The sequence below is a fragment of the Yersinia nurmii genome (assembly GCF_001112925.1).
Lineage (GTDB): Bacteria > Pseudomonadota > Gammaproteobacteria > Enterobacterales > Enterobacteriaceae > Yersinia > Yersinia nurmii.
The window spans coordinates 59,618-85,089 of sequence record NZ_CPYD01000012.1 but is presented as its reverse complement, the minus strand read 5'-3'; the positions used below and the strand labels follow the sequence as shown (position 1 = coordinate 85,089).

The following is a 25,472-nucleotide window of genomic DNA, read 5'->3' as shown; positions in this document are numbered from 1 at the left end:
ATGTTATTGGTTCCATTGTAACGTTCTATTGTGACGTTCCATTTTTAATTTTTATTACCTAATCATATTGCGGTAGTCAAAGTTGACATTCCTTTGCCTTTTCCGCTTACTTATTCAGAACAAGGATTTTATTATGTCAGATATTCAGCTTATTAAAAATGCTCGTGGTGAAAATATGTGCCCAGAGGGTAAAATAGCACTGTACACTAATATTAATTACAATGAGCAGGAGTTGGGTGATATCCTCATTATTTCACGTGATATCCAACTTAATCGACAGCAGCTTGAGTCGTACGGTTTCTATGTGGGCGGTCATGATGGTGTCTCCAGCGTCGTAAACAAAATGTCGCAGAAAGGCACATTGGTTTCCGGATTATATCTGGACGGGGAAACGCTGTCGGTGGCAGCCGGGGAAAGCATCCCGTCACTGGTTAGCTATCCGCTGGGCAATGGAACCTGGAATGATGCAACTCAGTCGGTGGTCGCACGACAGGTACAAACCGTTAATCTTACGATGTCCCTAGGGAATATCAGTTTTGCACTGAACAAAGACTATGTTGCCGAATTAACTATTGCAAACAAAAGTAATATTGCCGTAAGTGGGTTAACTTTGGATGTTTCTTCTGCTAACAACAATGTTGTTTCTGTAGGAAATGTTGCCGCGATTGGCACTATTCCCGCTAATGGCTCGGTCAAGGTTTCAATCCCTTTAACGGGTAAATCGATTGGCACAACCTCGCTAACCGCCCAACTGCACACTCCTATTGGCTTGATTAATAGTGGCGCTAACCAAATTAATACTCGGGTTAATGTGACTGCCATTAACGTTGAGTTGAAGATGTCTATGGCATCCAATTTGGTGCTGACCAGTGACGAAACCTATTACAATGTACTTAACATCTCTAACCATGAACCATCTGATATTAAAGGGGTTTCTGTTGGTGCAACGGTATCCGATTCTGCAATTGTCTCGGTAGGGTATTTCCCACCGACTGTTGATATTTCCGCCGGTAAGTCTGTCAATATCAACATTCCGCTGATGGGCGAAAACCCAGGGACGGCAACGATGACAGCAAAACTTACCATGCCAAACGGCTACACAAATAGCGGTGACAGTCAGGCTCACTCGGCTATTCTGGTAACGGAGCAGCGCGATTTGGATGTTTCACAAGAGTATAAATCTCACTGGCGTAAGCAATGGGATAAACCAGAGTTTCTGTATAGCTATCATTTCCTCCTGACTTCATCTTCCGTGCAGGTTCGCAGCTGGCAGCTCTCCTTCTTATTGCCAGAAGGCGCGATGGTTGATGCTGACTGGCTTAATGCAAACAGCAGTTGGATTGAGCTGAATACAGATAAGTCGGTCAATGGCTGGTGTTTCCTTGATAGTACAACGGGCAATGTTATCGCTCCGGGCGTCGATCTACCGATGGATATTCTAATGATTTATCCGGGCGAGGCAGAGGAGTATAAGGTCATTAATAATTTACGGCTTGAACAGCTAGCTTAATTTTTAAATTTTAATAAATAACATCTGCGCCTGTAGTTGAATATCAGGTGCAGATTCTTATTATAATTTTATGCACTAGCGGAGGCTCCGTCACATTAAGGTATTGTCAGATAATATGCTGTTTTTTTTATGATATTACCTACCCATTTCTCTGATCCGAAACATCTTCCGTCGCCGGCATTATCCCATCGATATTATTGCTCAGTGTGTCCGCGGGTATCTGACTTACTCACTGAGTTTACGCAATCTGAAAGCGATGATGGCAGAGCGCGATATTATCGTTGACCATTCCACGTCACACACTAAATAACCGGCAACGCACTTTTGCCAACTGCATGTCACTAATGCAACAGAGCCGTTTCTTGTGCAGCCTGACCGGCTACATATCATAAACAGGAGAATACCATGAGCACATCGATGTTCAGCAAAACCCCAAAGGTCACGGTCTTTGATAACCGCGGCCTGGCGGTGCGCGACATCGCGTACCATCGCCACCCTGATGCCCTTGAGGTGACAAATGAACGTATCACATACCAACAGTACGACGCCCGCGGCTTTCTGACACAGAGCGCCGACTCGCGCCTGCACGGCGCCGGTCGCATAAATTTCAACTACCTGACGGACCTGGCTGGAGACGCTCTGCGTACTCAGGGTGTGGACAACGGGACTACCGTCAGCCTAAATGACGCCGCCGGACGGTCGTTTATCGTGCTCAGTCATATCAGCGCCACCGACGACGGCACTGAGGACAAAAGCCTGGCGGTGACCCGCACCTGGCAGTATGAGGATGCTGCGCTTCCGGGCCGACCACTGAGCGAAATGGAGCAGATCAACGGTGAAGCCGCCCGCATCACGGAGCGATTCGGGTATGCCGGCAATACTGACGCAGATAAGGCCCTGAACCTAGCGGGATTATGCGTCCGTCATTACGACACGGCGGGACGGGTGCAGACAGACAGTATAGCGCTGACAGGCGTATCGCTCTCCGTCACCCAACGCCTGCTGAAGGACACAGATAACCCAGACACCGTGGCTGACTGGCAAGGAAACGATGTCTCTGCATGGAATGACCTGCTCAGTGGTGAGGAGTATGTCATCCTGACCACTACTGACGCCACCGGGACAGTGCTGACCACCACCGATGCGAAAGGTCACATTCAGCGCGTGACGTACGACGTGGCGGGTTTGTTGTCAGGCAGATGGCTGACTGTGAAGGACCGTCCGGAACAGGTCATCGTGAAGTCCCTAACGTACTCAGCCGCCGGGCAGAAGCTGCGCGAGGAACATGGCAACGGCGTGGTGACCATGTACACTTACGAGGCAGAGACGCAACGCCTGACCGGCATCCTGACGGAGCGACCTGCCGGCCACGCGTCGGGTGCCAAGGTGTTGCAGGACCTGCGCTATGAGTATGACCCTGTGGGCAACGTGCTGAAAATCGCCAATGATGCTGAAGCAACCCGCTTCTGGAGCAATCAGAAAGTGGTGCCAAAGAACACGTACACCTACGACAGCCTGTACCAGTTGGTCAGCGCCACCGGGCGCGAGATGGCAAACGCCGGACTGCAGGGCAGCCATTTACCGTCAGCTACCGTCCCCCTACCAGCAGACAGCTCCGCATATACCAATTACACCCGCACCTACACCTACGACGAAGCCGGCAACCTGACGCAGATACGCCATTCCCCGGCAACACGCAGCGGTTACACAACCAACATTACCGTAAGCAACCGCAGCAACCGAGCTGTGCTTAGTACCCTGACCGAAAACGCCGCAGACGTGGACGCACTATTCACTGTAGGCGGCCAGCAGGCGCAACTGCAGCCGGGACTAAGTCTGGCCTGGACGGTACGTCATGAGCTGCTGAAGGTAACGCCGGTGGTACGTGACGGCAGTACGGATGACAGCGAGAATTACCGCTACGACGGTAGCAGTCAGCGCATCCTGAAGGTCAGTGTACAAAAAACCGGTAACAGCGCGCAGACGCAGCGGGCACTGTACCTTCCGAGCCTGGAACTGCGCAGCACGAGAAACGGCGATACGGAAACGGAAAGCCTGCAGGTTATCACGGTGGGTGAAGCGGGCCATGCCCAGGTGCGAGTGCTGCACTGGGAGAGTGGCAGGCCGGATGACATCACTGACGACCAAGTACGTTACAGTTACGATAACCTGACCGGCAGCAGCGTGCTGGAGCTGGACGGCGACGGCAAAATTATCAGCATGGAGGAATACTATCCGTATGGCGGGACAGCGATATGGACGGCTCGCAGCACAATGGAGGCAAACTACAAGATCGTGAGATATTCGGGCAAGGAGCGGGACGCGACGGGACTGTACTACTACGGCTACCGGTACTACCAGCCGTGGGTAGGCAGATGGCTAAGTACGGACCCAGCGGGCACGGTGGATGGGCTGAATCTGTACAGGATGGTGCGGAATAATCCGGTGGTATGGAAAGACAATGATGGAAGAGTCCCTGTCAACACCATGATTCTGCCGCCACCACAGTCACCACCGCCACCACCGCCACCGCCACAGCCACAGCCACAGCCACAGCCACCGATGGTAGAAAAAAAACCACCGCCACCGCCGTCTCCTTTGATGCTTGTGCAGCCAAATGTAGCAAAGAAAAAATGGGTTATTAAGGAAGACCCTGCTTTATATAAACAGCAAGGGGGGGAGTATCCATACTATTCTTCATTCACCATAGCCTTACAGAAACTTAATATCAGCCATTATGATTCAATCATCGATATGGACAGTTTTATAAACAAGTGGGCTGAAATTGGTAGCAACATGAAGCCGGCAGCAAGAGATATTAGTCACGATAAGTTTACCGAGGTTCAGAAAACTCTGGGGAAAATTGATGCTGAATGGTCTGGGTATCATGCAGCCGATGTAAACGAAACCTTCCGTGGAGACACGCCAGTAATATCTAATAGTTATTCTTGGCTTGCTGAATTTATAAACGAATCGGAAGGAGGGAGCGATACCGTACAAAAATCAATGAATTTAGAAATAAAATCTCCCCTTATAATGTCTACAGCAAAGGATCCTAAAATGGCCTACGTGTCAGGTAAAACAATTATGTGGCACTTTGACCTTGAGTCAGAACACGCCGGTGTTTCTGAAGGATTGTATACCTCAGAGGGTGAGGTGACGTTTCCATTATACAACAGGATGAAGATAACATCTTTACAATACCTTCCTGAAGGAAGGTCTTATATGGACAACCCAGAACGATATGGAACATCTCACCGATATATAATAAACGCCAGAATGTTACCTCGAACATAATAACAGGAGAGTGATATTGAGCTTACCAGAGTTATTTTCCCTCACCCTGAGAGTTACTTTTTTAGTAAGGTAGAGTACTCCACTCTAGGGAGAGAGTAGCTGTTATTCTGTATGAGTAAATCTAAAATAGACAACCCAATAAGACAGTGTTTTTGTCTCATTGGGTTTGTTTGTCTCATCCCGACGTTACATTCTCCTCATATAAACACTATTGAGACACTTTTCAGCAAAATGGCACTTTATGGGGCTTTGTCACATTAGTGACATGAAATTGGCAAAGTTGCGTTACCGGTTAATTAGAGAGCCAGCCAATAGCATTGGCTGGAAGCGAAAGTTCTTAATATTTGGCCTGTGGTCAGAACGGCACAACCTCGGCCAATGTTCAGCGATTCAATGCTGATACAGCGCGGAACGTGCATTTAAATGAGTTGTTCAATTGCTGTGATCATTGGCCAGTCCTGTGTTTTAAGCTCAAAAGACTGATTTTTTAGTTCATACTATGAATCACAGCAATTATTAGAGTCATTTTGATCAGTCAGCATCTATCCATTGTTCATTAAAAAAAACCAATAACATCTCATCATCCACAATAAGCATAAAAAATTCACTTATCATAAACATAATTATTGAATAGAATATCCCTATGCCACTTAAGATAATTAATTGATTTGTTGCTCACCTTTATTTTTACATCTGTTTTTATATTAAGCTTTTCTATTATCTCATGAATTAATGGTTTATCTCCGATAAGCATTTCCCCCTGACTAGAAAAACTGATAAATCCTTTATCGAACAATACATCTACATGCGCAGCCAGCATCAACCCATTATATGGGTCTAAACGCTCTTCATCAGTACAATATCTCCAAGGCTTAATATGACTTGCTCGCAGTAATTCGTGCATAGACACGCCTGTCACTGGACATTCAGGATAGTGCCTAAGTACATCTTGGCGAAATAAACCCTGCCCCACCCTTGCCTGGATTAATTTTTCAGTGGTTGTAGCGTCACCAAGCTTACGAGCTTTAATTTCAGTAATATCCTTTTCAATTTCTTGATAATCAGAAACATCATTTTGTTGCATTAAACTGGCTGATTTGCAAATCTTTAACAGTAAATGGCCCAGTTCAGGGCTGATTTTTGAAAGGTACATCTCATTACCATTGCCATTATGCGGCTTTATTGGCGAATGAGTATCAGGTAATAATGGTGCGATTTCCGCGAGATGTTCCTTTGGAAAGATAGGAGTATTTAACGTTGTAAACTCAACATCAACCTTCCACCCTTGATCGTCCCAAAAGCTATCGAAGGCAGGAGGTTGCATAGCGTCATAGCAATTGGACTTAGCAACACCAACTGCACCTATTTTAGTAAATGCATAGGAAAATATTATGTCACCAGTATTGACTAATTTGAGCGTATCGTACGCTGGTTTTGGTTTTCCATCTTTAGCCCGACAAGGTGCCCAAATAAATCCCTCTTTACGGGCAATCTTGAATGTCTGTTTGTGATTAACCCAAAAAAATTGTTGCTCGGCTGGTTTATTGCTCATGATTATCTTACAGAAATTTTATTTGTGGCTAATTTACAGCTCAAGCCATATCTTATCAACTAATGTAACTAAATATTAATTTTATATGATTGAAATCACAAAATAATTAATGACATCTTCTCACTCCAGTCTAAAATATAATAACTATCTGCGATTAATTAGAGTTGAGCCACGGATATAAAACACTTTTAAAAATTCCTAAACATCCATTTTTATAATTAATTTAGGATAGGTGATATTGGATCTGTACTTGGGCATGTTTAATCCATAACAAGCTTTAGCCGTACATCCCACGATCGTTAGCCGAGATATCCACTCAGCCTGCGCTTCTATCACTACAATCTCGATTCACAATCCTGTATACCCGCCATGCAACAGCACTAGAAACAAATCCGGCACACCGTTCCTTAGCCCCAGAGGTCAAGCATCCCTAGCCGCCTATGGCCCACGCTTGCCCTCATTGGAAATGTGAATCAGATAATTCCCGACACAGATACCATCGATAATAGTTTTATCTGCTCATTCAATAAGCGCAGCCTGCTCCTCCGATTCTGCCGGGTGATTAACTTTGCGTACCCTGCCATCGCGTACTGCCAGCTAAGCTAGAAATTATTTGCCGGTTGGTTAGCGAAGCGTAGAGATTCGCTCCGTTAGACTCTCACTCTCAAATATATCCTTGCCAATTTCTCCCATTTTCGGAAACCAACCGCTAAGGACAAACTACCTCATGTTTGGATTGTTTTTAAATGTCTGCGACACCTTCCCACCCAGCCAATACGAATCTCAGGGTTATGTTTATCCTGACAAAAACAATTGCGCGACTGATGTTCGTCAGCAAGGACTACCCAAACAGTATGAATACCGGCCTGTCAACAGCATTTTACGAATCACTGGTGGCTAACGATGAAGAAACTCCGAGCTGAAATTTCTAACGCGCTGAGCGTTAAGTTCTCACTGGGGTCTGCGATCCTCTGCCTGTTTATCGTATTTCTTCTCCTACTCGCCGGCATATTTCATTTAACTGTCTATCAGTAATTCGGGCTGCCCCAAAATTCACAGCCCTTTTCCCCCAGACAAAGCGACCAAAATAAGGGCGTAGCACTGCCGCGCCCTTTCCTACTGAGGAAAGACCAATGACCAAGCTACTGCCTTTAGAAGAATGGGCTGTAGAAACTTACCACAACAAGTGCCCAACCACTCAAACGCTGCAACGCGGGGTAAGCCGAAGTTAATACCGTCGCGAGTTGGCAGAGAACACCATGAAAATGCGAGTCCTGCAAATCGGATATATCCACCAAGAATTTGGAGATAAACCGATCGAGGCTGTTACCACTGAGCATATCGCTGATTTTATTAATACCTCTGTCGAGAGCGGTAAAAGTGCGATGGCGGTAAATCTGCGCTCTGTTTTATCGGATGTTTTTAGAGAGGCGATAGCTGATGGTTTAATTAGCACCAATCCAGTGGAAGCAACATGCACGCCGTCACCAAAAATTAAACGGGAACGGCTCGACTATGCAGCTTTTTGCAAAATTTACGAGACTACCGACCAACACCGTGATGATGTGCAGCAATTAGATAGAAGCGACGCGCATGATGGCAAGCTTTGGACAATCCAGAGTAAAACCAAGTTGCAGATAGCGGTATCCCTGTGGTTGGAAATAATGGATACCAGCGTAAGGGAGACCATTGAAAAATGTTTAATGGAAAGTAAAAGTAAATTTTTGATTAGCTCAGCCAGTAAAACTGACCGGACGGGAGCTTGGCGCATTAAATGCAGATTCACTCACCAAAGCATTTGTTAAAGCATTAAAGGCGACCGATCTGGTTTATGAGATATCGCCACCCAGTTTTCATGAACTCCGCAGCCTAGTATCGCGGTTGTATGAAGCGGAATACGGTAAGGGGTTTGCACAGAAATTGCTTGGACACAAATCGATGAAAATGACGAATGTATACCTGGATTCACGTCAAAATGAGTGGGTAGAAATTTAGGCCGAGTATAGGATTTCGAGGAATTTCGGGCGACAATTTAAGGAAAAAATGACTTCCACTCTATTCATAGTATGCCTAATACTAGCAGCCATAATGAACACCATTCATCCTGCTCTTTGCATCCCATTTGTTATCGCAGCTTACCTGCTGGCAGCTAAAGGCAATATGCATAGGGACAGTAACACGGGTGTCATTTGGGGTATCATCGGATTTATTCTGTTATTGGCTCTGTTCGTCATCGTGAATGACGCCCTCAGATAATTATTGATCCTGTAATATGATTGGACGTAACTCAATCTGACCGTCGGCTAAGAGCGAAAAACGTAAGTTCAGTACTCGCTGAAGACAAAAGCACTTTCGTATCCCTAGTGGCCATAAAATAATAAATATTTTGGGAGTATATTGCTTTTAGTATGGGCCCATCTCTTTCATTAACGCCGTTTTGATCTATTTTTACAAGAGGTCAGATCATGGCTATCTGCGAGCAGCTCGTATATTTCGTTCGGAGATAACGAACCGGAAAGAAGTACGCTAACCCAATGCTCTTTGTTCATGTGATAAGCGGGTAAGATGCCATCTTTTTTACGCAATGAGCCGATGTGTTCGGGCCTGGCTTTCACTTCGAGTATATCTAACTCATCATCAGTATTCAGACCCAGCTTAGTGCCAGAGACATTCATCACGATACCGAACCATTTATTTCCGTCGTGATGCCGAAGTACTGCATAGCCCGGAAACTTGCTCCAGAGATATTCCGGCTCAGATTTAAAATGCTCCCGTGCGTAGCTGAATAATTCATCTCGTTTCATCATCGCTCCCACATCATTACTTAGTTTATATTTCACTCTGGAAGTTATAATACCGCTTTCGTGCATATATTAGTCAACCGCTACGTCTGCTTCGGGCAAGAAGCGGACGTTCTGTGTCAAGTAGTGATTCAGGTGCCAATTGGACTTTCTGTGGAGACTCAATGCCACCTTATGTTGCTAAGGATATATTACTCAATTTCTGATGCATGAAATCAATAAGCGTTCTTGTTTTAGCGGGCAAGTAACGCCGATCTGAATAAAGTGCGAACAATTGCAATGGGGCTGCCGATTGTTCAAACTCAACCTCGATTAACCGTCCATCGCTAATGTAGGGTTGGCAGGCTTGTTTCGATAAAATTGCAAAACCGATGCCTGCTAGCGCAGCTCGTCCTGCCATCTCTCCGCTGTTTACCCGATAACGCCCTTTGACCTTAATTGTCTCGAATCCTCCCTTTTTATTGACAAACTGCCAAGGCGCACCTTTCAGAGCACTTACCGTTGTAATACAGGGTAATTCTTCAAATTGCTGAATGTGAGAAGGAGTGCCATAACGCTGAATGACTGAGGGGGCGGCAACGATAGTGCATGGGATACTCACCAGATGACGTGCTATGTAGTCACTGTCATCCATCTGGCCACGAGTAATAATGATAGCTAAATCCAGATCCTCTCGCAGGGATTCGAAACCTGACAAATTTGTGACACAGCTGATCTCCAGATCCGGATACTGACAGGCGAAATCGGCAATAACAGAGCCTAGCAATACAGGACCTATTTCATTGGGAATACAGATGCGTAATGGGCCCTTAAGTTGCATTTGCCGCAACGTTAATTCTGTCTCAGTTTGCTCGAGCGCCTCCAGTAATGGCTTCGCTCGGGTATAGAGCAGGTGCCCCGCCTGGGTGAGTTTCATATGTCGGGTGCTGCGCTCAATGAGCTGAAGATTCAGTTTTTCTTCTAACTGAGAAATACAACGACTAACATTTGATGTCGGCATCTCAAGGACTTTCGATGCCCCAACAAAACTTTCACTTTCAACCACAGCAATGAACACTTTCAGGGTATTAAAATCAAGAGCCGGACGCATCAATTATCCCATTTTTGATAATAATGAATGCCATTTCTACCATATAACGCACACCATTGATAGCGGTTAAACTCAGGGTATCTTTTATCCATAGGTTGCTTGCTATGCCACTGAACACACAACCGGTTAATCATAAAGCCCTCGTGCGGATAGCCATTGTAATGGCTTTTATCCAGTTCACTAATGCGCTGGAATACATGGCGTTAACGCCTGTTTTTGCTTTTATGGCCGCAGATTTTGCAGTTCCCGTATCATTCTCAGGCTATGTTTCCGGTATGTACACATTGGGTGCAGTCCTTTCGGGAGTTATCGCCTTTTACTGGATTGGTCGTTTCAATAAGAAACATTTTTTAATCGCAAATATGGCCCTGTTAGGACTACTGACACTTTTGACTACATTCACTTCCAATTTTAGTCTACTGCTTGCACTACGATTCTGTGCAGGGTTGGTTGGAGGTACGACAATGGGTGTGGGTATAGGTATATTGATAAACAGCACACCGGCTAACTTGCGTGGAAAAATGTTGGCGACGGTGATTGCTTCATTTTCGATGGTTAGCATTGTAGGTATGCCCACCATATTATTTTTGTGTACAAATTATGGTTGGCATGTCGCTTTGTGGTTAATAAGTACACTTTGCTTGTTAGGATTGCCACTGATTGTATCCGTAATACCCCAAGACTCAGTCTCTTTCGACAAGCTCCGCACGCAGCCTCTCAATGTGGATACTGTACTGTTCGCCTCCAGTAATGCGCTTGTACAGTTTAGTCCAATGCTGGTCATTCCTATACTGGTACCATTAATGACACAGCAGTTGGGCGCTTCGCAAGGCCTGTTGCCTTGGCTATTTTTCTGCGGGGGAGTTGCAGGTTACCTGTCTACAAAAATTACAGGCGTATTAACCTCCCGTTTTTCTGCTTTGATTCTAGCTACAGGTTCAACCATAGTTTTTATACTGAGTTTGCTAATACCAATGCTGGGCTATCAGCATGCGGCGTTATTTATTACTTTATTTCTCGGTGCATCTTACAGTCGTTTGGTTTCATCTTCGGCGGTTACAATTCAGTTTCCTGATGATAGTCAACGAGCTGGATTCTCTTCATTACAAACATCAATAATGTATCTGATTACAACCGTTGCATTTTTCCTGTCCGGTTATCTATTACCTGATCATGGCATGGCACCACAAAATGTGAACATGTTGCTGGCGGTATGTGCAATTTCCGCATCAGGGTTCCCAATTATCGTTATCCTTCTGCAAAAGAAACTGGCTAAACGTACTCTCCAGCCTGACCACTTCATTATTGATTAGCAGAACGCCCGCTCTTGGCACAAAGCCGCCAGTTGTGAAATAGCCTCGGGCAGCTTTGTGCGAATTGAAAACGTCGAACATTCTATCTATACAAGGTAGAGTTTGCATGGTCGGTATAACACTAGCGGGGCAAAAAAGAAGGCTAACTTGCAGACACAGCAAGTTAGCTTCAAGCAAGTAGGAAAAAAGATGTAAAGAGCCAGCTCAGTCAGTGACCGCTGAGTTTTCTGAAGGAAAGGAGACCAAATTAAGACATGCATACATTTCAAGACGTTATTTTCCAATATACTCAAAAACAGGTTACAAAAAACGCTAAACTACGCTGCTTTGAACTTATAGAAAAATCACTCAAATATAAAAATGCGACATTTACTGCGATACGATTAATTTCTTATTTTTTCTTTCCAAGACAGAAAAAGTAACGTTACTCATATTACATTCCTTTCAAAGAGAATATAACTCTTAAACTCCAGAAAAACGCCTTCAAGAACGGAGTTAAAAAATAAATTATAAACAGCACAGGTATATAAGCAGCAGAGAATGAAATCAATTCTTTTTCACTCATTGTACTTGCAAATAAAAAATAAACCCCAACCAATGCCACCGTGCCAATATATAGCCCTATATAATTTGAAATAAATACTCGCGTTACAGTGGTTTTTTTATTTCTTGCTCTTTTTATCAATGTAATTGCATCTAAACGACTAATGCCAAGACCAACCAATTTGTCTTTTATTTCTTGCTCATCCATACATTTAAATCCTTTTAAAAAATCAGTGTCTATGCCGGATAAGCGTAGTCATCAGCCAATACGCTCCATCGGTTTTTTATCCAACGGGCGAAAGTTTAACCTCCCCCATCTCCAATCGCAAATCCCCCCACAGCCCATGGGAAATATCCACCGGCTGACCATCGCTGTAACCGTCCCGTTTATTTTGAGCAAAGAGTAGTGAGTTGGGGTGTTCATGGTGATAAGTGCGGATAGTGATAACACCAGATTCATCCACTTCCCGTTCAGCCCAGATGAGTGGTTGGTGGTTGGTGGTTGGTGGTTGGTGGTTGGTGGTTGGCGATTATCGTCGGTCAGTAATGCAATCTGCCAACCTTCAAGAGCGAAACCTTGTGCGCCGCTAACCTGATAAATCCCTTCGCTAATACGTGTTGCCACTGCGCCTTTCGCTTCGCCGTTTACCACACCGGCTCCGGCCTGTGTGCCCCCCTCCGGCATGCTGTAATAAACCATATCGTCGAATCGTGCGTTATCAAATAGGCGAATGATTGGTGAGGCAATTAAAAAGAAGCGACGTGCATGACGGCAAGCTTTGGATAGTCCAGAGTAAAACCAAGATGCAGATAGCGATATCGCTATCACTGCGGTTGGAAATAATGAATACCAGCGTAGGGGAGATCATTGAAAAATGTTTAATAGAAAGTAAAAGTGAATTCTTGATTAGCTCAGCCAGTAAAACGGCCGGCCGGGAACCAGGTGCACTTAATGCCGACTCGCTCACTAAAGCATTTGTTAAGGCATTGAAGGCTACCGATCTGGTTTATGAGATATCACCACCCAGCTTTCATGAAATTCGCAGCCTGGCATCGCGACTTTATGAAGCAGAATACGGTAAGGAATTTGCTCAGAAACTGCTTGGCCACAAGTCGATGAAAATGACGAATGTATACCTGGATTCACGTAAAAATGAGTGGGTAGAAATTTAGGCCGAGTATAGGATTTCGTGGAAATTTCGTTTATTTTCGTTTGTTATAAAATAACTTCTTTAAAATCAATAGATTAAAAAAAGACCGAATACGATTCCTATATTCGGTCTAGGGAAATGGCTCTTGGGAGAGAGCCGTGCGCTAAAAGTTGGCATTTCATGCAGGCTTATTCAGCCGTACTACTTAAGCGTAGTTGACGACCCACGTTTTACCAACTTTCGACATAATAACTTGATAATCACCCAGATTAACTAATAGCTTTTTATTTAGTTCATTGGTAATTATGGAGTTATTACTATCGCTATCCCGGCGGGTATATCCGCTTTTGCCCTATTTTTCACACAGAGTTTGAGCTCGTTGCTGGAAAGGCTGCAAGCTCATTTTTTGGCCTGGATTATCTTTATCTTCCAAAACCAACGGATCTAATGATGACGCCAATACTTTTCCTGATTTCATCTGCTCAGTTGCTGCTTCATTGAGAGGATATTGCGCTAGTGTACTGGGATTAATCACGAACAGCGCCTTACCTGAGCGGCACTCCAGCATCACTTCTTCACGTGTGAATGCCCATTGCTTGCCAAATTCAAACTTACTGACCGTGATAATCTTTGATGCTGCCGCAGCATTAGCGGCAAGAAGCAAAAGAGAAAGCGTTAGCGCGAAACCCTTCATGTTAACTATTCCTAAATTAGCTGATTGACCTGATTTTCCTGCATATAACCCTAAAGAAGCAAGCCTTGCTCCCTGCTAATTAGCGCACTAGCCGCTTATACTGGCTCGAATGTCGCAAAGGTGCTCACCAAAAGTAGAACCGCGGCCCCAAGTACCACCTCAAACCAAGCATTCATCACCAGCCAATAGTGCGCTTTTTCCGGTAAATGGCGAATTGCTGGGACCACACGATACCTATTGATTACCGCAATGATAATCATCAGAGTGACCAAGGCAATTTTGCACCAAAGCAACCTCTGATATGTCGAGGTGAAATCCAAAGGCCAACCACGCAGTATAATGAAACTATTAATAATTCCAGTGACAACCACCAGCACCACGGCGAGATGACCCCAGCTAGAAAAACGGATTAAAGTATGGATAGCGGCGGGTTTATGCTGGCTATTGCGGGTATAGGGCAGGCAAACGAGCAAAGGCAAAAGACTACCGAACCAATAACCGGCGCTAAAAAGATGCAGAATTTGATTCGACTGATGTATCCAGCCAATCATGCCATCATGCATCGCCGCATGACCGATAAAAGCCAAGCCTGCCAGTAACAGCGACGAGCAGGCGACCATTAAAGCCGAATAGTAGGATTTTCGATTGAAAAACAACAGCAGGATACTGATGAAAGAAAGTGCGAGATGCCACTGCCAAACCTGGCCGAAACGTGTGCCCAGCACTAACCCCCACACGGGGAACTGATAGGTATCTGCCCATCCATCCCCCATAATTCCAGCCTGAATGGAGAGCAGGCCGACGGCAGATAATGCCGCTACTAGCGTACTGATAGCCAGCAAGGATTTGAGGCGTTGTTGTAATGTTATAGCGAAACGGTCGGATGACAATATGGCGGTGAATACGCTGACACCAAACATCAGCATCACCGCCATAAAATGCACAAAGCGACACAGGACAAATAAGGCCGCTAAAGACATATTATTTTACAGTGAAGCTATAATTGCCTTTGGTTTTGTGGCCATCAACGGACACCACATGCCAAGAAACATTGTATTTCCCTGCGCTTAGCGCATTCTCCAACGGCAAAATTAGCTGAGTGTTATTCACCGGATCAAGTTTTAACGCGCCGGTTTTCACCGCGTGGTTATCTGGTCCTGTCACTTTTACACCGCTGAAACCCAACTCGATCCCTTCGGAAAAATTCAGTGTTAATGCTTCTGGAGCTGCGTTTACCGTTGTATCGGCGGCAGGGGTTTCCACTTTCAAATGAGCATGAGCTAAAGCCTGCTGGCTGGAAAGGCCAACAAACAAAACAACCAGTGCAGAAAGCATTCGGCAAGATGAACGTACTTTGTTAATTAACATAAAGTCCCTTAAATAAATTGGGGTAAAAAGATCTCTGCTACCAACTTTACCCTATATTGGCGGCGTAAACCCCGATCGCTTCCAGTTGGATGTACTACATGTGAGATACCACACAAAATAAACTGCCGACATCGGATAAGTGGTCGAAAAGCCACCGGATGCTCACTTGAAGTCATCTGTTTCCGTATGTTAGCCATGAATAATAATGAGTTGAGAGTATGAAGTCGAGCTTACAGGCACAGATAAGAAATGGTTTCAGGCAGGGATGACACAAAATAAAAAACCGCAGCCTCTGTCGATAACAGATAAACTGCGGTTATAGCGTAAAAGATAGAATTAACCTTGAGAATGAATCTGTGCGCTGGCGGCCATGTTCTTCAGATCTTTATCAATAAAGAACAGAGAATTACCACTGTTACCCACCAGAGCCAATTTATCCAATACGGATTTGAACAGTTTTTCTTCTTCATGCTGTTCAGAAACGTACCACTGTAGGAAGTTGAACGTCGAGTAATCTTGCGTGGTCATGGCAACGTGTGCCAGCTCATTTATCTTGGTGGTGATCAATTGCTCATGTTCATAGGTCAGTTTGAAAACATCAGCTAATGAGCCAAACTCTACCGGCGGCGCACTGATGGTGCCCAATATCGGCATCGAGCCTGTGCCGCTCAGGTATTCAAACAAACGCTGCATATGCTGCATCTCTTCCTGCGAATGTTCTTTCAAGAAAGCGGCTGCACCTTCAAAACCTTTATCGCTGCACCATGCACTCATTTGCAAATAAAGATTGGCAGAATAGAATTCTAAATTGAGTTGCTCATTAAGCTTTTGAGCCATTTCTTTCTTCAACATAATTAGTCCCTAATTTTTATCATGCAGGTTGGCAGGAAGTTATTCCGCGTATTATGCCAACATAAACACAAAATAAAAACACCCCATTCACATTTAAAAAAATAAAAACAACAAGAAAAGTTAACTATATGTTTAATATAAGAAAATAAATCAATCAATTGATTTTAAACTAAGTAAGTAAATAACTCTGATAACGATTATCAACAAGGCACCAATAATAAACGGAATCATTCTTATTTTAAATTTATTATTTAAAATAAACGCCAATCATTCTCATTTGTTATTTGACTCGAACTTTTGTCTCTCCATTCCTCCCTACCATTATCCATGCCTTCTTGCCATAGGGTGATACCTGCATTATTTTCAACGCTGATTTGATACAATCCGCCGCTTAAGTCGAAAGAGGAGAAAATGATGGGTTACAACTTGGCAGAGCTTTCTGACGAAGAAACGGCAAAAATGAACGTCGATTTAGCTGCATCGGGCGTGGCATTTAAAGAACGCTATAACATGCCAGTGATCCCTGAGCTGGTCGCCCGTGAACAGCCGGAAAGCCTGCGAGACTACTTTTTGCAGCGACTGGCTCACTATCGGAGCGAATCGAATAAATTCTCACGTCTGCCTTATGAGCCTAAAATCAAGTAAGGCGACTGAAAGGTTCCCGCCAGCGTTTAGCCCGCGGGAGCCCGATCATTTGGCAAAGTTGTCCGTAGCTATCATCAACTGATGCAATATCCCCGGCTCATCGAATGAATGCCCGGCACCTTCCACTATGTGTAACTTGGCCTCAGGCCAACGGTGGGCCAGATCCCAGGCATTTTTCACCTGACATGCCATATCGTAACGGCCGTGAACAATAACCGTCGGTATATGACGAATTAATGGAACATCATCCAGAAGCTGGTTGTCATGGGTCAAAAAGCCGTTATGGGTGAAATAATGGTTTTCAATTCGGGCAAAAGCCAAGGCAAAATCATCTTCTCCGAATGAAGCCGAGCTTTTGGTGGGTAATAACGTTACCGTCTCCCCTTCCCACAGGCTCCATAATTTGGCTGCTTCCAACTGAACAGCCCGATCCGGGGATGTCAAACGTTTGCGATAAGCCGCGATCACATCCTTTTGTTCTTCTTCAGATAAAATGGATAATACCCGTTGCCATTTATCGGGGAAGAAACGGGATGCGCCATCCTGATAGTACCAAAGCAGTTCTTCTCTACGCAGGGTGAAAATCCCCCTAAGTACCATCTCACTCACCCGCTCTGGATGCTTCTGCGCATAAGCCAATGCCAGCGTAGAGCCCCAAGAACCGCCGAACACCAGCCATTGGCCTACACCCGCCATTTCGCGCAGACGCTCAATATCTTCCACTAGATGCCACGTAGTATTGTTGTCTAGGCTGGCATGTGGTTTGGATTGCCCGCAGCCGCGTTGGTCAAACAGCATGACTTTATACTGGGTTGGGTCGAATAACTGACGATGATATGGCGCAATGCCGCCACCGGGACCACCGTGAATAAATACCGCTGGCTTTCCCTGCGGATTACCGCATAACTCCCAATAGATGCTATGCCCGTCACCGGTTTCCAGCCAACCGCTATCGTAAGGCTCATAAGCCGGATAGAGTCCCCGTAATTGTCCCATCGCATTTTCCATTTCTGTTATTGATCACATCTCTATAAAAGCCTATGCCTGAAGAAGGGTCAACGACTAAAGAGGTCAAATAACGCTGATTAATCATTTAAATACCGGTTATACGATCCCTATCGCGCATTTTTTATCGCCGTTGATGAGTCAATCATCAGGAGATGCGCAGCGGATTCCATAACCGATCATTACATCGGTTTCACTGGCAAAGGATGTTAATGTCGCTATTCCTCGTTAATACCAAGTATTATATTTTAATAATTATCATGATTAACAGTGTGTTAACCTTTTCTCGACTTTATCTCCTTGCAAGTATTCGCTATTAGGGCCTTAATGATGATGCGTACCAACCTAACCGAAGGTCATAGAGAGGCAAGCCATGAGTAAGGGAATGGACAGCAAAAAGAACGCGAAGAAAAAACCACTGAAAACTCCGGCCGAAAAAAAGGCGGAGAAACGTGCGAAGAAGGCATCTTCTTCCAGCGCAGAGTAAAGGTTTTTCATCACGTTAAGTTAACCCGCTCAGGCGGGTTTTTTATTGCCTGTAATTTAATTTATTAGGCTGAAACCGACGGGCAAAAACGCAGAGTGGGACCAACAAGGCAACGCAATCGCCCAGATTAGCGACAACACCTAGGCTCTGATGATTGCCCGCCTGACTGAGGGGAGTTGGCAGGGACTAGTCAGTCCATTATGATCGTCAGATAAAACCGAATAATGGTCAGTCTCTGGAGAACACATGAATTTTCGCATTATTGATACTGAGACTTGCGGGTTAGACGGCGGGATCGTCGAAATCGCTTCGTTGGATCTGATTGATGGGCAAATCGTTAATCCGATGAGTGATTTAATCAGCCCGGACAGGCCAATTAGTCTTGAAGCTATGGCCATTCACCATATCACCGAAGAAATGGTGGAAGGTAAACCTCGAATTGCCAAAGCCATTGGCCGATATCAAGGCAGTCCATATTATGTCGCGCACAATGCTCCGTTTGACCGAGGCGTATTGCCGGAAATGGGCGGCGAGTGGATTTGTACCTATAAATTGGCGCGAGCACTGTATCCGGATATTAAATACAGTAATCAATATCTGCGTTATGCCCTGCGCCTGGAAGTTACGCCACCGGAAAATCTTTATCCGCACCGCGCATTATATGACTGCTACATCACCGCTGCCCTGCTGCAACGCATAATTAAAGACTCCGGTTGGAGCGCTGAGAAAATGGTTGAGCTGACGCAGGCTCCCCTGCTATTACGGACGCTGAAATTTGGCAAGTATCGTGGGCAAAACATTGAACAGATAGCCCAGCAAGATCCGGACTATCTGCGTTGGATGCTAAAATCGGTGAAAGATCTGACCCCAGACATGCGCCATACCCTAACGCATTATCTGGAATCATAGGCAAATTAAGCCAGCGCGAGGATAAACGCATATTCCAGTGCGATATCCTCGTAGGCTTTGAAACGACCAGATTTACCGCCATGGCCGGAGTCCATATCGGTAAACAACAGCAGTTGATGGTCGTCAGTTTTCATTTCCCGTAGCTTCGCTACCCATTTTGCCGGTTCCCAGTATTGAACTTGGGAATCATGTAGGCCGGTAGTCACCAGTAAATGAGGATACTCCTGAGCGCGCACCTGATCGTAAGGGCTGTACTGTTTGATGTAGTCATAATAAGCCTTATCGTTAGGATTGCCCCACTCTTCGTATTCGCCGGTCGTCAACGGAATGGACTCATCCAGCATAGTCGTGACCACATCAACGAAAGGTACCTGAGCTACTACGCCTTTAAATAATTCAGGAGCTTGATTGATCACCGCCCCCATCAATAAGCCGCCAGCGCTGCCTCCCATAGCAAAGACGCGTTCGGCGTCGCCGTAGCCTTGCTCAATTAAGGCTTTGGTTACATCAATAAAGTCGTTAAAGGTATTCATTTTGTTGAATAACTTGCCGTCCTCGTACCATTGCTGCCCCAGTTCACCGCCGCCGCGAATATGCGCCAACGCGTAGACAAAACCACGATCTAACAGACTCAGACGACTACCACTAAACGCTGGGTCCATGCTGCTCCCGTAGGAACCGTAGGCATAAACCATGAGCGGATTGGCACCAGGCTTAAAGTGATCGCGATGATAAACCAGCGAAACTGGCACTTTTGCCCCATCCGACGCGGTCACCCAAATCCGTTCACTGCGATAATGTTCTGCCGTGAAATTTTTCACTTCCTGCTGCTTCAGCAAAACCCGTTCGCCGCTATCCATATTGACTTCAAACAGCGAACTTGGCGTGGTCATGGAGGAATAACCGTAACGCAGCAGCGCGGTATCCGGCTCTGGATTGTAGTCAAGCCAAGTGGTGTAGGTTGGATCGTCAAAGGCAATGGTTTTCTCTTCGCCGCTACGCCAGTGAATTTGCCGCAGATGCGTCAGCCCCTGACTACGTTCCTCTACCACTAACCAATCACGAAACAGGCTGAACCCTTCCAGCATCACTTCATCTCGTGGTTCGATCAGGGTTTTCCATTGGCTTTCATCAGCCTGCAGGCTCTTATACAGACCAAAATTCTTCCCGTCTTTATTCGAGCGAATATAGAAATGTTGCTGATAATGATCCAAACCGTATTCATGATCCTGACGGCGCGGAGCAAACATTTGCGGCGTCGCCTCAGCGTCATCGGCATCCAATAACAGGATTTCCGAAGTGGTGGTGCTGCCGAGGTGAATCAGAATAAAACGCTCCGAAGTGGTTTTTTCCAAGCTGACGTAAAAAGTATCGTCGTGTTCCTGATAGATCAGCTCATCCAGCTCTGGATCGGTGCCGATACGATGGCGATACACCTGATAAGGCAGCAGCGTTTTCTCGTGTTTACGTACGTAATACAGGGTTTGCGAATCATTCGCCCACTCGAAATTACCCGAGGTATTGCGGATGACTTCGTCATGCCAGCGATCGTCGCTGATTTGTTTAACGCGAAGATCATACTGACGGCGAGACAGAAAATCCTCCGCAACCGCCAGCCGCTGATTGTCTGGGCTCACCTCCAAACCGCCCAAAGTATAAAACTCGCTGTCTGCCGCGCGAATATTGCCATCCAGCAACGTATGCCATTCGGCATTGGCCTCTTTAGGTTGGCGAACGTAAATAGCGTATTCATTGCCTGGTTCATAGCGAGTTTGGTAACGATATCCATTGCGCACATAAGGAACCGAGGCTTCCTGTTGAGGGATCCGCGCCACCATCTCCTGATACAAGCTTTCCCGCAGCGGTTGTTGAGACCGTAACACCGCCTCGGTGAAATCATTTTCCGCCTGCAGGTAGCTTAAAACTTCGGGATTGCTCCGCTCATCATCGCGGAGCCAATAATAATCATCTACACGAGTATCGCCGTGCAAGGTCATGGTATGAGGGCGTTTGATCGCCTTTGGAGGTGTGTTCATCTGTGAATTATCCGTATCAATATATGTTTGTCAGAGTGACACGATTAACACACGATGCCAAGAGCACCTGCACGTTTTCATCAAATTAGATGTCATGGTAACCATATGATAAATAAGGGTTGTATCGAGGGGTAATGTAAACATTGGTTGAATAATTCGGAGAAACTATAATCAGTGCCGGATGCCGTTCCTGCGAATCGGGATTTCAGTCAGAAAGCGGCACCCAGACACTGTTTTTCAAAATAACATTAGCGAATAAAACCAGGCTGCATCTAACCTGTTACTGCGGCAAACTGTAGGTAATCGTCCCCTCAACGCAGTTCAGCACCACGTCGTAGCTTTTATTCGCTTTGGTCCCGCGAACCGTCAGCGGCACTTCCCAGATATCGTCTTTCCCATTGATATCATCCGGACTGACCCAAGCCACCGGCGTCGCGGTTCCCAGCAGCTTTTTATCCGACTCCCAACGGACAATGCGATTTTGCAAAAAGTCACGTTTCACCTGAGTCGCCACCTTGGCCTGAGTCAATCCCACGCAGGTGGGCAACTTCGCGGTGCGTTGCTCCTGATCGTGATTTTGAGCCGATACAGCCATGCTACCCAGCGCCATCATCATCGCAGTCAAAGTGAATACCGTCTTTTTCATTGCTCCTCCAATCGTTATTATTTCTATCCGGAGGTACAGCAAAAGATCGAGTTGTAGGTTACAGAGTGAATTCCGTTACAGAACTAGCACTGGGTAAATTCGATCACATAAAATTGCTGCAAATCGGGATAGATCTCCTTTATCACCTTTTTCAGTTCATCCAATGACATGTTTTCCTGCTGCGCATGGCGTTCAGTTAATGCGTCCAATGTCACTGGCGTCACTGACTTCACTTCAATGTGGCAAAAGAACACGCCATCCTCATTGCGGCAAACCCGCAAAACTTCACCGGGTTGAAAATCGGATTCGCTGCTATCACGAATAGTAATGGTTTTACAATTCGCCAGAATATCCGCCTCAAAACGGCTGAAGAAGGTGATTTCACGATTCATTCTAGATCCTTTTTTCCCATTTTGCCGGGAGATAACTCATTAAGCCGCTTGAATTTCTTCGGTTTTGTCATTTTTCTTATTGGCGCCGGCTTTCTCTGTCTTGGTTTTTACCACAGGCTCCGCCGCTGCGGCTGGGGCAGTACCGCGTAAAATCTGCCCTAAAACATCTTTATTTTCAGCAAGATAGAAACTCAGTGCTTCACGCTGATCTTCTTCCATCGACAGAGGAGACTGCGATAACCATTCGGCCAGATTATCGGCCAAATCCAACATCTTATCGTATGCATCGGCTTCTTTTTTGGTTGTGAAAGTCATTTTTTCCTCACCCTGTCGTACTACAACGAATTTTACTTCAACGGCCATTTATTAGAGTCCTTTTACCAACCCGTAACTGTATTAATATCCGCGACTCCCCGAAGAGACCCTCAGACATGATGGTAATCATCCCCTGCTGCGTTATTCACCTGAAAATGAAAGAACGAATTCCATTCCAATAATATGGATTACTAAAAGCGATAAGTGGCGGATACATAAGCAGAGAATATTTAAACCGGAGAAATTATAACATAATGGGAAGCTCTCGTTGTGGCTCAGCGCTTCCCATTATTCGAAGTCATTAACGACAGATTGATGAACACGCATTTAGCGAACATGATTTTCGTAAATGCGACTTTCAAACTCGGACTTGCATCCGCTACCGAAAAATTGGTCAGGTTTTATTCCAGAGTCTGAGTCAGATAAGTTTTCACTGGCGTCATATCGCTACCCGGCTTATTTCCCTGGCGCTCTTTTACTTTATCCTGATTGGGTTGGAAATCAGGATAAACTCGCGTAGTTATCCCCAGTTTTTTTGCTTCCTTGAGCTCACTCACCGTCACGTCTCCGCCCCCAAAAGCGAAGAACTCACCGCCAGAGGCCGGCGATGCTTTTGAAGCAACATAGGTCATATATGACCCCGTTAATCCCTTAGCCTTATCTATATCGTAAAGTACCTGCCAGCTACCTTGTTTATCGGGAACATAAACCACATCGTCACAACTACTGGCTATTTCACCGCCGCCTTTGGCTTTTTCAGAAACAATCCCCAGCGTTTTAATTTCAAATTTTTTTGCCAGCGAATAAACCTCTCCAATGCCTACGCTAGTCGCCCCCGCGACCACCACCACATTATGATTACCATGGTTGAGGCTAGCCTCCCTTAATGTAGATTCGAGCGAAGTTTTAAACGCTTTAACATCGTCGTACCCCATGCCGGAAAAACCGCTAAAAACCAGCACCTGCTTTCCCTTAATATGTTGATCCAGTGTGGACTTTATCTCACCCGCTGGGGGCGCAAAATCATTAGGGTTAACTGAGGAAGAAGAAAGAGAAGCTGGGCGGATAAATACGGCGGTCTGATTAATGACAGGTATCATATTTAATAAACTCCCTTTATTAAATGCTGTTAAATACTCATTCCGTTCAGCGGGAGCAATAACCCCAGCCAGCTAAAACAAACGAAATATATAATTAAACTCAATAACTTAAACAGTAAATCTGTCAGTTAGTGGCATTCAATATAAAGGGCTGAAACGGAGCAACGCAATACGCGCTACCCCGTAAAAGTCGTTATTTATTATTTTAACAAACGTGCCTTACAGTTTTTGCCTTTAATTTTACCTTGCTGCAATTGCTGTATCGCCCGTTTCGCACTGTCCTTGCGAATAGCAACGTATGCATGAACCGGGAACATATCGATTTTACCGACGTCAGCGGCCGTTAAACCCGCATCGCCGGTCAACGCCCCCAAAATATCGCCTGGGCGAATCTTGGCTTTACGACCCCCGTCTATGCATAGCGTCACCATTTCTGGCTCCAGCATGACATTGGCGCTGCGACTCACCTGCTCCGCCGGCGTCCATTTCACTTTGATTTGCAGATAATCTTCAATGGCGTGCGCGCGCCCCATTTCTGACGGCGTACACAGACTGACTGCCAACCCGCTCATGCCCGCGCGACCGGTACGACCAATACGGTGTACGTGGACTTCCGGATCGAAAGCCAGTTCGAAGTTCACAACCAGTTCCAAATCTTTGATGTCCAGACCGCGCGCCGCGACGTCGGTGGCAACCAACACTCGGCAACTGCGGTTAGAGAAGCGCACCAACACCTGATCGCGATCCCGCTGCTCTAAGTCACCGTGCAGCGCTAATACGCTGATTCCACGTGATTCAAGCGCATCGTAAACGCTCTGACAGTCTTTTTTTGTGTTGCAGAACACCACGCAGGACGCCGGCTGATAGTGGCTTAATACTGAGTTCAGCAGCGGCAGACGTTTTTCACGAGTCGTTTCGAAGAATACCTGTTCGATCGCGGGTTCATCGCCTTCGTCGGCCACTTCTACGTTCAGCGGATCACGCTGTACTTTCGCGCTGATCTGTTCGATCCCCGCCGGATAAGTCGCTGAAAACAGAAGAGTCTGACGCTGCGGCGGCGTGTAGCTGATAACGTCATTGATCGCGTCAGTAAAGCCCATGTCTAGCATGCGATCCGCTTCATCCAGCACCAGCACTTTCAGATCGTCCAATACCAAAGTACGTTTACGCAAATGCTCCTGAATGCGTCCCGGCGTGCCCACAACGATATGCGGCGCATGCACCAGAGAGTCTAACTGGTGCCCCATTGGCTGGCCACCACACAGGGTCAGAATTTTAATATTTTGAGTAAAACGCGCCAAACGACGCAGTTCTTTACTGACCTGATCGGCCAGTTCGCGAGTTGGACACAGGACCAATGCCTGAGTCACAAACTCACCCACGGCGATTTTATCCAGCAAACCAATGCCGAATGCGGCCGTTTTACCACTGCCCGTTTTGGCTTTGGCCCGCACATCTTGCCCGTTCAGAATGGCCGGTAACGCGGCTGCCTGTACCGGCGTCATTTCGGTATAACCGAGTTCATTAAGGTTCGACAACTGCTCGGCAGGCAGCGTTAGGGAAGAAAAGGACGTTGTGCTCACGGCGGTAACTCTTATATAACGGAATGGATTGAAAGCGATGCCTGAAGGCAAGCGCAATATTTGCGGCGATAATAGCAGAGTTGAGGCCTTTTCTTGAGTTAAAGCGTAAAAAGCGCGGGGAAATCTGCGTTTTTCTTCTGTAACCATAGGTACGGACCGAATATCACCCTTTCGATATCTCTG

24 protein-coding genes and 1 pseudogene are annotated in these 25,472 nt (G+C 45.9%); 9 read left to right on the top strand and 16 right to left on the bottom strand.

Features of this window, described 5'->3' with window-relative positions:
• Positions 1 to 133: 133 nt before the first annotated feature.
• The 3 genes and pseudogenes from AD970_RS14635 (at position 134) to AD970_RS14630 (ending at position 4,807) form a co-directional block, all read left to right on the top strand.
• On the top strand, positions 134 to 1,510 hold the full coding sequence (locus AD970_RS14635) for a hypothetical protein (RefSeq protein WP_049600554.1): 1,377 nt from the start codon (positions 134 to 136) through the stop codon (positions 1,508 to 1,510).
• 145 nt (positions 1,511 to 1,655) lie between these two features.
• A pseudogene (locus tag AD970_RS18995) lies at positions 1,656 to 1,811 on the top strand (IS6 family transposase); the annotation flags it as partial.
• 104 nt (positions 1,812 to 1,915) lie between these two features.
• Entirely contained in the window at positions 1,916 to 4,807 is a 2,892-nt protein-coding gene (locus AD970_RS14630; protein ID WP_084728163.1) for an RHS repeat domain-containing protein, read from the top strand.
• Positions 4,808 to 5,411: 604 nt separating this feature from the next.
• Here AD970_RS14630 and AD970_RS14625 read toward each other — a convergent pair.
• Complete coding sequence (locus AD970_RS14625; protein ID WP_049600551.1) at positions 5,412 to 6,359, bottom strand: HNH endonuclease; 948 nt, start codon at positions 6,357 to 6,359, stop codon at positions 5,412 to 5,414.
• A gap of 1,259 nt (positions 6,360 to 7,618) precedes the next feature.
• Between AD970_RS14625 and AD970_RS14620 the strand changes: the two genes are divergently transcribed.
• Positions 7,619 to 8,164, top strand: coding sequence for a phage integrase central domain-containing protein (locus AD970_RS14620; protein WP_235786941.1), 546 nt, complete (start codon positions 7,619 to 7,621; stop codon positions 8,162 to 8,164).
• Positions 8,106 to 8,354: a tyrosine-type recombinase/integrase gene (locus AD970_RS20595; RefSeq protein ID WP_408068310.1), complete on the top strand. Its 249-nt coding sequence runs from the start codon at positions 8,106 to 8,108 to the stop codon at positions 8,352 to 8,354. The genes AD970_RS14620 and AD970_RS20595 overlap by 59 nt, the downstream gene beginning before the upstream one ends.
• A 431-nt stretch (positions 8,355 to 8,785) precedes the next feature.
• On the opposite strand, the gene AD970_RS14610 is transcribed toward AD970_RS20595, so the two are convergent.
• Both AD970_RS14610 and AD970_RS14605 read right to left on the bottom strand, forming a co-directional pair.
• On the bottom strand, positions 8,786 to 9,163 hold the full coding sequence (locus AD970_RS14610; protein WP_049600545.1) for an MmcQ/YjbR family DNA-binding protein: 378 nt from the start codon (positions 9,161 to 9,163) through the stop codon (positions 8,786 to 8,788).
• 169 nt (positions 9,164 to 9,332) lie between these two features.
• The gene (locus AD970_RS14605; protein ID WP_049600543.1) at positions 9,333 to 10,250 is read right to left on the bottom strand and encodes a LysR family transcriptional regulator; all 918 of its coding nucleotides are present in this window, start codon (positions 10,248 to 10,250) and stop codon (positions 9,333 to 9,335) included.
• Between the two features lie 104 nt (positions 10,251 to 10,354).
• Between AD970_RS14605 and AD970_RS14600 the strand changes: the two genes are divergently transcribed.
• Positions 10,355 to 11,563, top strand: coding sequence for an MFS transporter (locus tag AD970_RS14600; RefSeq protein WP_049600540.1), 1,209 nt, complete (start codon positions 10,355 to 10,357; stop codon positions 11,561 to 11,563).
• A 433-nt stretch (positions 11,564 to 11,996) separates the two neighbouring features.
• On the opposite strand, the gene AD970_RS14595 is transcribed toward AD970_RS14600, so the two are convergent.
• Both AD970_RS14595 and AD970_RS14590 read right to left on the bottom strand, forming a co-directional pair.
• The gene (locus AD970_RS14595; protein ID WP_049600537.1) at positions 11,997 to 12,314 is read right to left on the bottom strand and encodes a hypothetical protein; all 318 of its coding nucleotides are present in this window, start codon (positions 12,312 to 12,314) and stop codon (positions 11,997 to 11,999) included.
• 51 nt (positions 12,315 to 12,365) lie between these two features.
• Positions 12,366 to 12,935 carry a phage tail fiber protein gene (locus AD970_RS14590; protein ID WP_456294429.1) on the bottom strand — a complete coding sequence of 190 codons (570 nt, stop codon included), beginning with the start codon at positions 12,933 to 12,935 and terminating at the stop codon, positions 12,366 to 12,368.
• Between AD970_RS14590 and AD970_RS14585 the strand changes: the two genes are divergently transcribed.
• Positions 12,911 to 13,279 carry a tyrosine-type recombinase/integrase gene (locus AD970_RS14585; RefSeq protein ID WP_235786945.1) on the top strand — a complete coding sequence of 123 codons (369 nt, stop codon included), beginning with the start codon at positions 12,911 to 12,913 and terminating at the stop codon, positions 13,277 to 13,279. The genes AD970_RS14590 and AD970_RS14585 overlap by 25 nt on opposite strands.
• 330 nt (positions 13,280 to 13,609) lie before the next feature.
• Here AD970_RS14585 and AD970_RS14580 read toward each other — a convergent pair whose 3' ends face one another.
• The 4 genes from AD970_RS14580 to ftnA form a co-directional block, all read right to left on the bottom strand.
• Complete coding sequence (locus tag AD970_RS14580; RefSeq protein WP_049600531.1) at positions 13,610 to 13,951, bottom strand: YebY family protein; 342 nt, start codon at positions 13,949 to 13,951, stop codon at positions 13,610 to 13,612.
• Between the two features lie 95 nt (positions 13,952 to 14,046).
• Entirely contained in the window at positions 14,047 to 14,931 is an 885-nt protein-coding gene (gene copD, locus AD970_RS14575; protein ID WP_049600528.1) for a copper homeostasis membrane protein CopD, read from the bottom strand.
• Between the two features lies 1 nt (position 14,932).
• The gene (yobA, locus tag AD970_RS14570) at positions 14,933 to 15,319 is read right to left on the bottom strand and encodes a CopC domain-containing protein YobA (RefSeq protein WP_049600525.1); all 387 of its coding nucleotides are present in this window, start codon (positions 15,317 to 15,319) and stop codon (positions 14,933 to 14,935) included.
• A 336-nt stretch (positions 15,320 to 15,655) separates the two neighbouring features.
• Complete coding sequence (gene ftnA / locus AD970_RS14565) at positions 15,656 to 16,171, bottom strand: non-heme ferritin (RefSeq protein ID WP_049600522.1); 516 nt, start codon at positions 16,169 to 16,171, stop codon at positions 15,656 to 15,658.
• Positions 16,172 to 16,585: 414 nt separating this feature from the next.
• Here ftnA and AD970_RS14560 point away from each other — a divergent pair, with 414 nt between their 5' ends.
• Positions 16,586 to 16,816 carry a DNA polymerase III subunit theta gene (locus AD970_RS14560; RefSeq protein WP_049600519.1) on the top strand — a complete coding sequence of 77 codons (231 nt, stop codon included), beginning with the start codon at positions 16,586 to 16,588 and terminating at the stop codon, positions 16,814 to 16,816.
• 45 nt (positions 16,817 to 16,861) lie between these two features.
• Here the strand turns inward: AD970_RS14560 and pip are convergent, their stop codons facing one another.
• The gene (gene pip, locus AD970_RS14555) at positions 16,862 to 17,812 is read right to left on the bottom strand and encodes a prolyl aminopeptidase (RefSeq protein WP_049600516.1); all 951 of its coding nucleotides are present in this window, start codon (positions 17,810 to 17,812) and stop codon (positions 16,862 to 16,864) included.
• A gap of 742 nt (positions 17,813 to 18,554) precedes the next feature.
• Here pip and exoX point away from each other — a divergent pair.
• The gene (gene exoX / locus AD970_RS14550) at positions 18,555 to 19,217 is read left to right on the top strand and encodes an exodeoxyribonuclease X (RefSeq protein ID WP_049600513.1); all 663 of its coding nucleotides are present in this window, start codon (positions 18,555 to 18,557) and stop codon (positions 19,215 to 19,217) included.
• 5 nt (positions 19,218 to 19,222) lie between these two features.
• Here the strand turns inward: exoX and AD970_RS14545 are convergent, their stop codons facing one another.
• From AD970_RS14545 to dbpA, 6 genes are all read right to left on the bottom strand, one after another.
• On the bottom strand, positions 19,223 to 21,253 hold the full coding sequence (locus AD970_RS14545) for a S9 family peptidase (protein ID WP_049600511.1): 2,031 nt from the start codon (positions 21,251 to 21,253) through the stop codon (positions 19,223 to 19,225).
• A 280-nt stretch (positions 21,254 to 21,533) separates the two neighbouring features.
• Positions 21,534 to 21,899: a protein YebF gene (gene yebF, locus AD970_RS14540; protein ID WP_049600509.1), complete on the bottom strand. Its 366-nt coding sequence runs from the start codon at positions 21,897 to 21,899 to the stop codon at positions 21,534 to 21,536.
• Positions 21,900 to 21,982: 83 nt separating this feature from the next.
• Positions 21,983 to 22,291: a N(4)-acetylcytidine aminohydrolase gene (yqfB, locus tag AD970_RS14535; RefSeq protein ID WP_049600506.1), complete on the bottom strand. Its 309-nt coding sequence runs from the start codon at positions 22,289 to 22,291 to the stop codon at positions 21,983 to 21,985.
• A gap of 39 nt (positions 22,292 to 22,330) precedes the next feature.
• On the bottom strand, positions 22,331 to 22,654 hold the full coding sequence (locus AD970_RS14530) for a YebG family protein (protein ID WP_049600503.1): 324 nt from the start codon (positions 22,652 to 22,654) through the stop codon (positions 22,331 to 22,333).
• A 353-nt stretch (positions 22,655 to 23,007) separates the two neighbouring features.
• Positions 23,008 to 23,706 carry a hypothetical protein gene (locus tag AD970_RS14525; protein ID WP_049600501.1) on the bottom strand — a complete coding sequence of 233 codons (699 nt, stop codon included), beginning with the start codon at positions 23,704 to 23,706 and terminating at the stop codon, positions 23,008 to 23,010.
• Positions 23,707 to 23,906: 200 nt separating this feature from the next.
• Positions 23,907 to 25,289, bottom strand: coding sequence for an ATP-dependent RNA helicase DbpA (gene dbpA / locus AD970_RS14520; protein ID WP_049600688.1), 1,383 nt, complete (start codon positions 25,287 to 25,289; stop codon positions 23,907 to 23,909).
• Between the last annotated feature and the right edge of the window lie 183 nt (positions 25,290 to 25,472).

What these genes read in the sequence shown, in the direction of transcription:
- AD970_RS14580 (WP_049600531.1), bottom strand. Translation starts at nt 13,951, where the DNA reads ATGAAGGGTTTCGCGCTAACGCTTTCTCTTTTGCTTCTTGCCGCTAAT.
- AD970_RS14625 (WP_049600551.1), bottom strand. Translation starts at nt 6,359, where the DNA reads ATGAGCAATAAACCAGCCGAGCAACAATTTTTTTGGGTTAATCACAAA.
- AD970_RS14635 (WP_049600554.1), top strand. Translation starts at nt 134, where the DNA reads ATGTCAGATATTCAGCTTATTAAAAATGCTCGTGGTGAAAATATGTGC.
- AD970_RS14600 (WP_049600540.1), top strand. Translation starts at nt 10,355, where the DNA reads ATGCCACTGAACACACAACCGGTTAATCATAAAGCCCTCGTGCGGATA.
- copD (WP_049600528.1), bottom strand. Translation starts at nt 14,931, where the DNA reads ATGTCTTTAGCGGCCTTATTTGTCCTGTGTCGCTTTGTGCATTTTATG.
- pip (WP_049600516.1), bottom strand. Translation starts at nt 17,812, where the DNA reads ATGGGACAATTACGGGGACTCTATCCGGCTTATGAGCCTTACGATAGC.
- AD970_RS14530 (WP_049600503.1), bottom strand. Translation starts at nt 22,654, where the DNA reads ATGGCCGTTGAAGTAAAATTCGTTGTAGTACGACAGGGTGAGGAAAAA.
- ftnA (WP_049600522.1), bottom strand. Translation starts at nt 16,171, where the DNA reads ATGTTGAAGAAAGAAATGGCTCAAAAGCTTAATGAGCAACTCAATTTA.
- AD970_RS14525 (WP_049600501.1), bottom strand. Translation starts at nt 23,706, where the DNA reads ATGATACCTGTCATTAATCAGACCGCCGTATTTATCCGCCCAGCTTCT.
- AD970_RS14545 (WP_049600511.1), bottom strand. Translation starts at nt 21,253, where the DNA reads ATGAACACACCTCCAAAGGCGATCAAACGCCCTCATACCATGACCTTG.
- AD970_RS14605 (WP_049600543.1), bottom strand. Translation starts at nt 10,250, where the DNA reads ATGCGTCCGGCTCTTGATTTTAATACCCTGAAAGTGTTCATTGCTGTG.
- AD970_RS14630 (WP_084728163.1), top strand. Translation starts at nt 1,916, where the DNA reads ATGAGCACATCGATGTTCAGCAAAACCCCAAAGGTCACGGTCTTTGAT.
- AD970_RS14560 (WP_049600519.1), top strand. Translation starts at nt 16,586, where the DNA reads ATGGGTTACAACTTGGCAGAGCTTTCTGACGAAGAAACGGCAAAAATG.
- yqfB (WP_049600506.1), bottom strand. Translation starts at nt 22,291, where the DNA reads ATGAATCGTGAAATCACCTTCTTCAGCCGTTTTGAGGCGGATATTCTG.
- AD970_RS14585 (WP_235786945.1), top strand. Translation starts at nt 12,911, where the DNA reads ATGCAGATAGCGATATCGCTATCACTGCGGTTGGAAATAATGAATACC.
- exoX (WP_049600513.1), top strand. Translation starts at nt 18,555, where the DNA reads ATGAATTTTCGCATTATTGATACTGAGACTTGCGGGTTAGACGGCGGG.
- AD970_RS14610 (WP_049600545.1), bottom strand. Translation starts at nt 9,163, where the DNA reads ATGAAACGAGATGAATTATTCAGCTACGCACGGGAGCATTTTAAATCT.
- yebF (WP_049600509.1), bottom strand. Translation starts at nt 21,899, where the DNA reads ATGAAAAAGACGGTATTCACTTTGACTGCGATGATGATGGCGCTGGGT.
- AD970_RS14620 (WP_235786941.1), top strand. Translation starts at nt 7,619, where the DNA reads ATGAAAATGCGAGTCCTGCAAATCGGATATATCCACCAAGAATTTGGA.
- yobA (WP_049600525.1), bottom strand. Translation starts at nt 15,319, where the DNA reads ATGTTAATTAACAAAGTACGTTCATCTTGCCGAATGCTTTCTGCACTG.
- AD970_RS14595 (WP_049600537.1), bottom strand. Translation starts at nt 12,314, where the DNA reads ATGGATGAGCAAGAAATAAAAGACAAATTGGTTGGTCTTGGCATTAGT.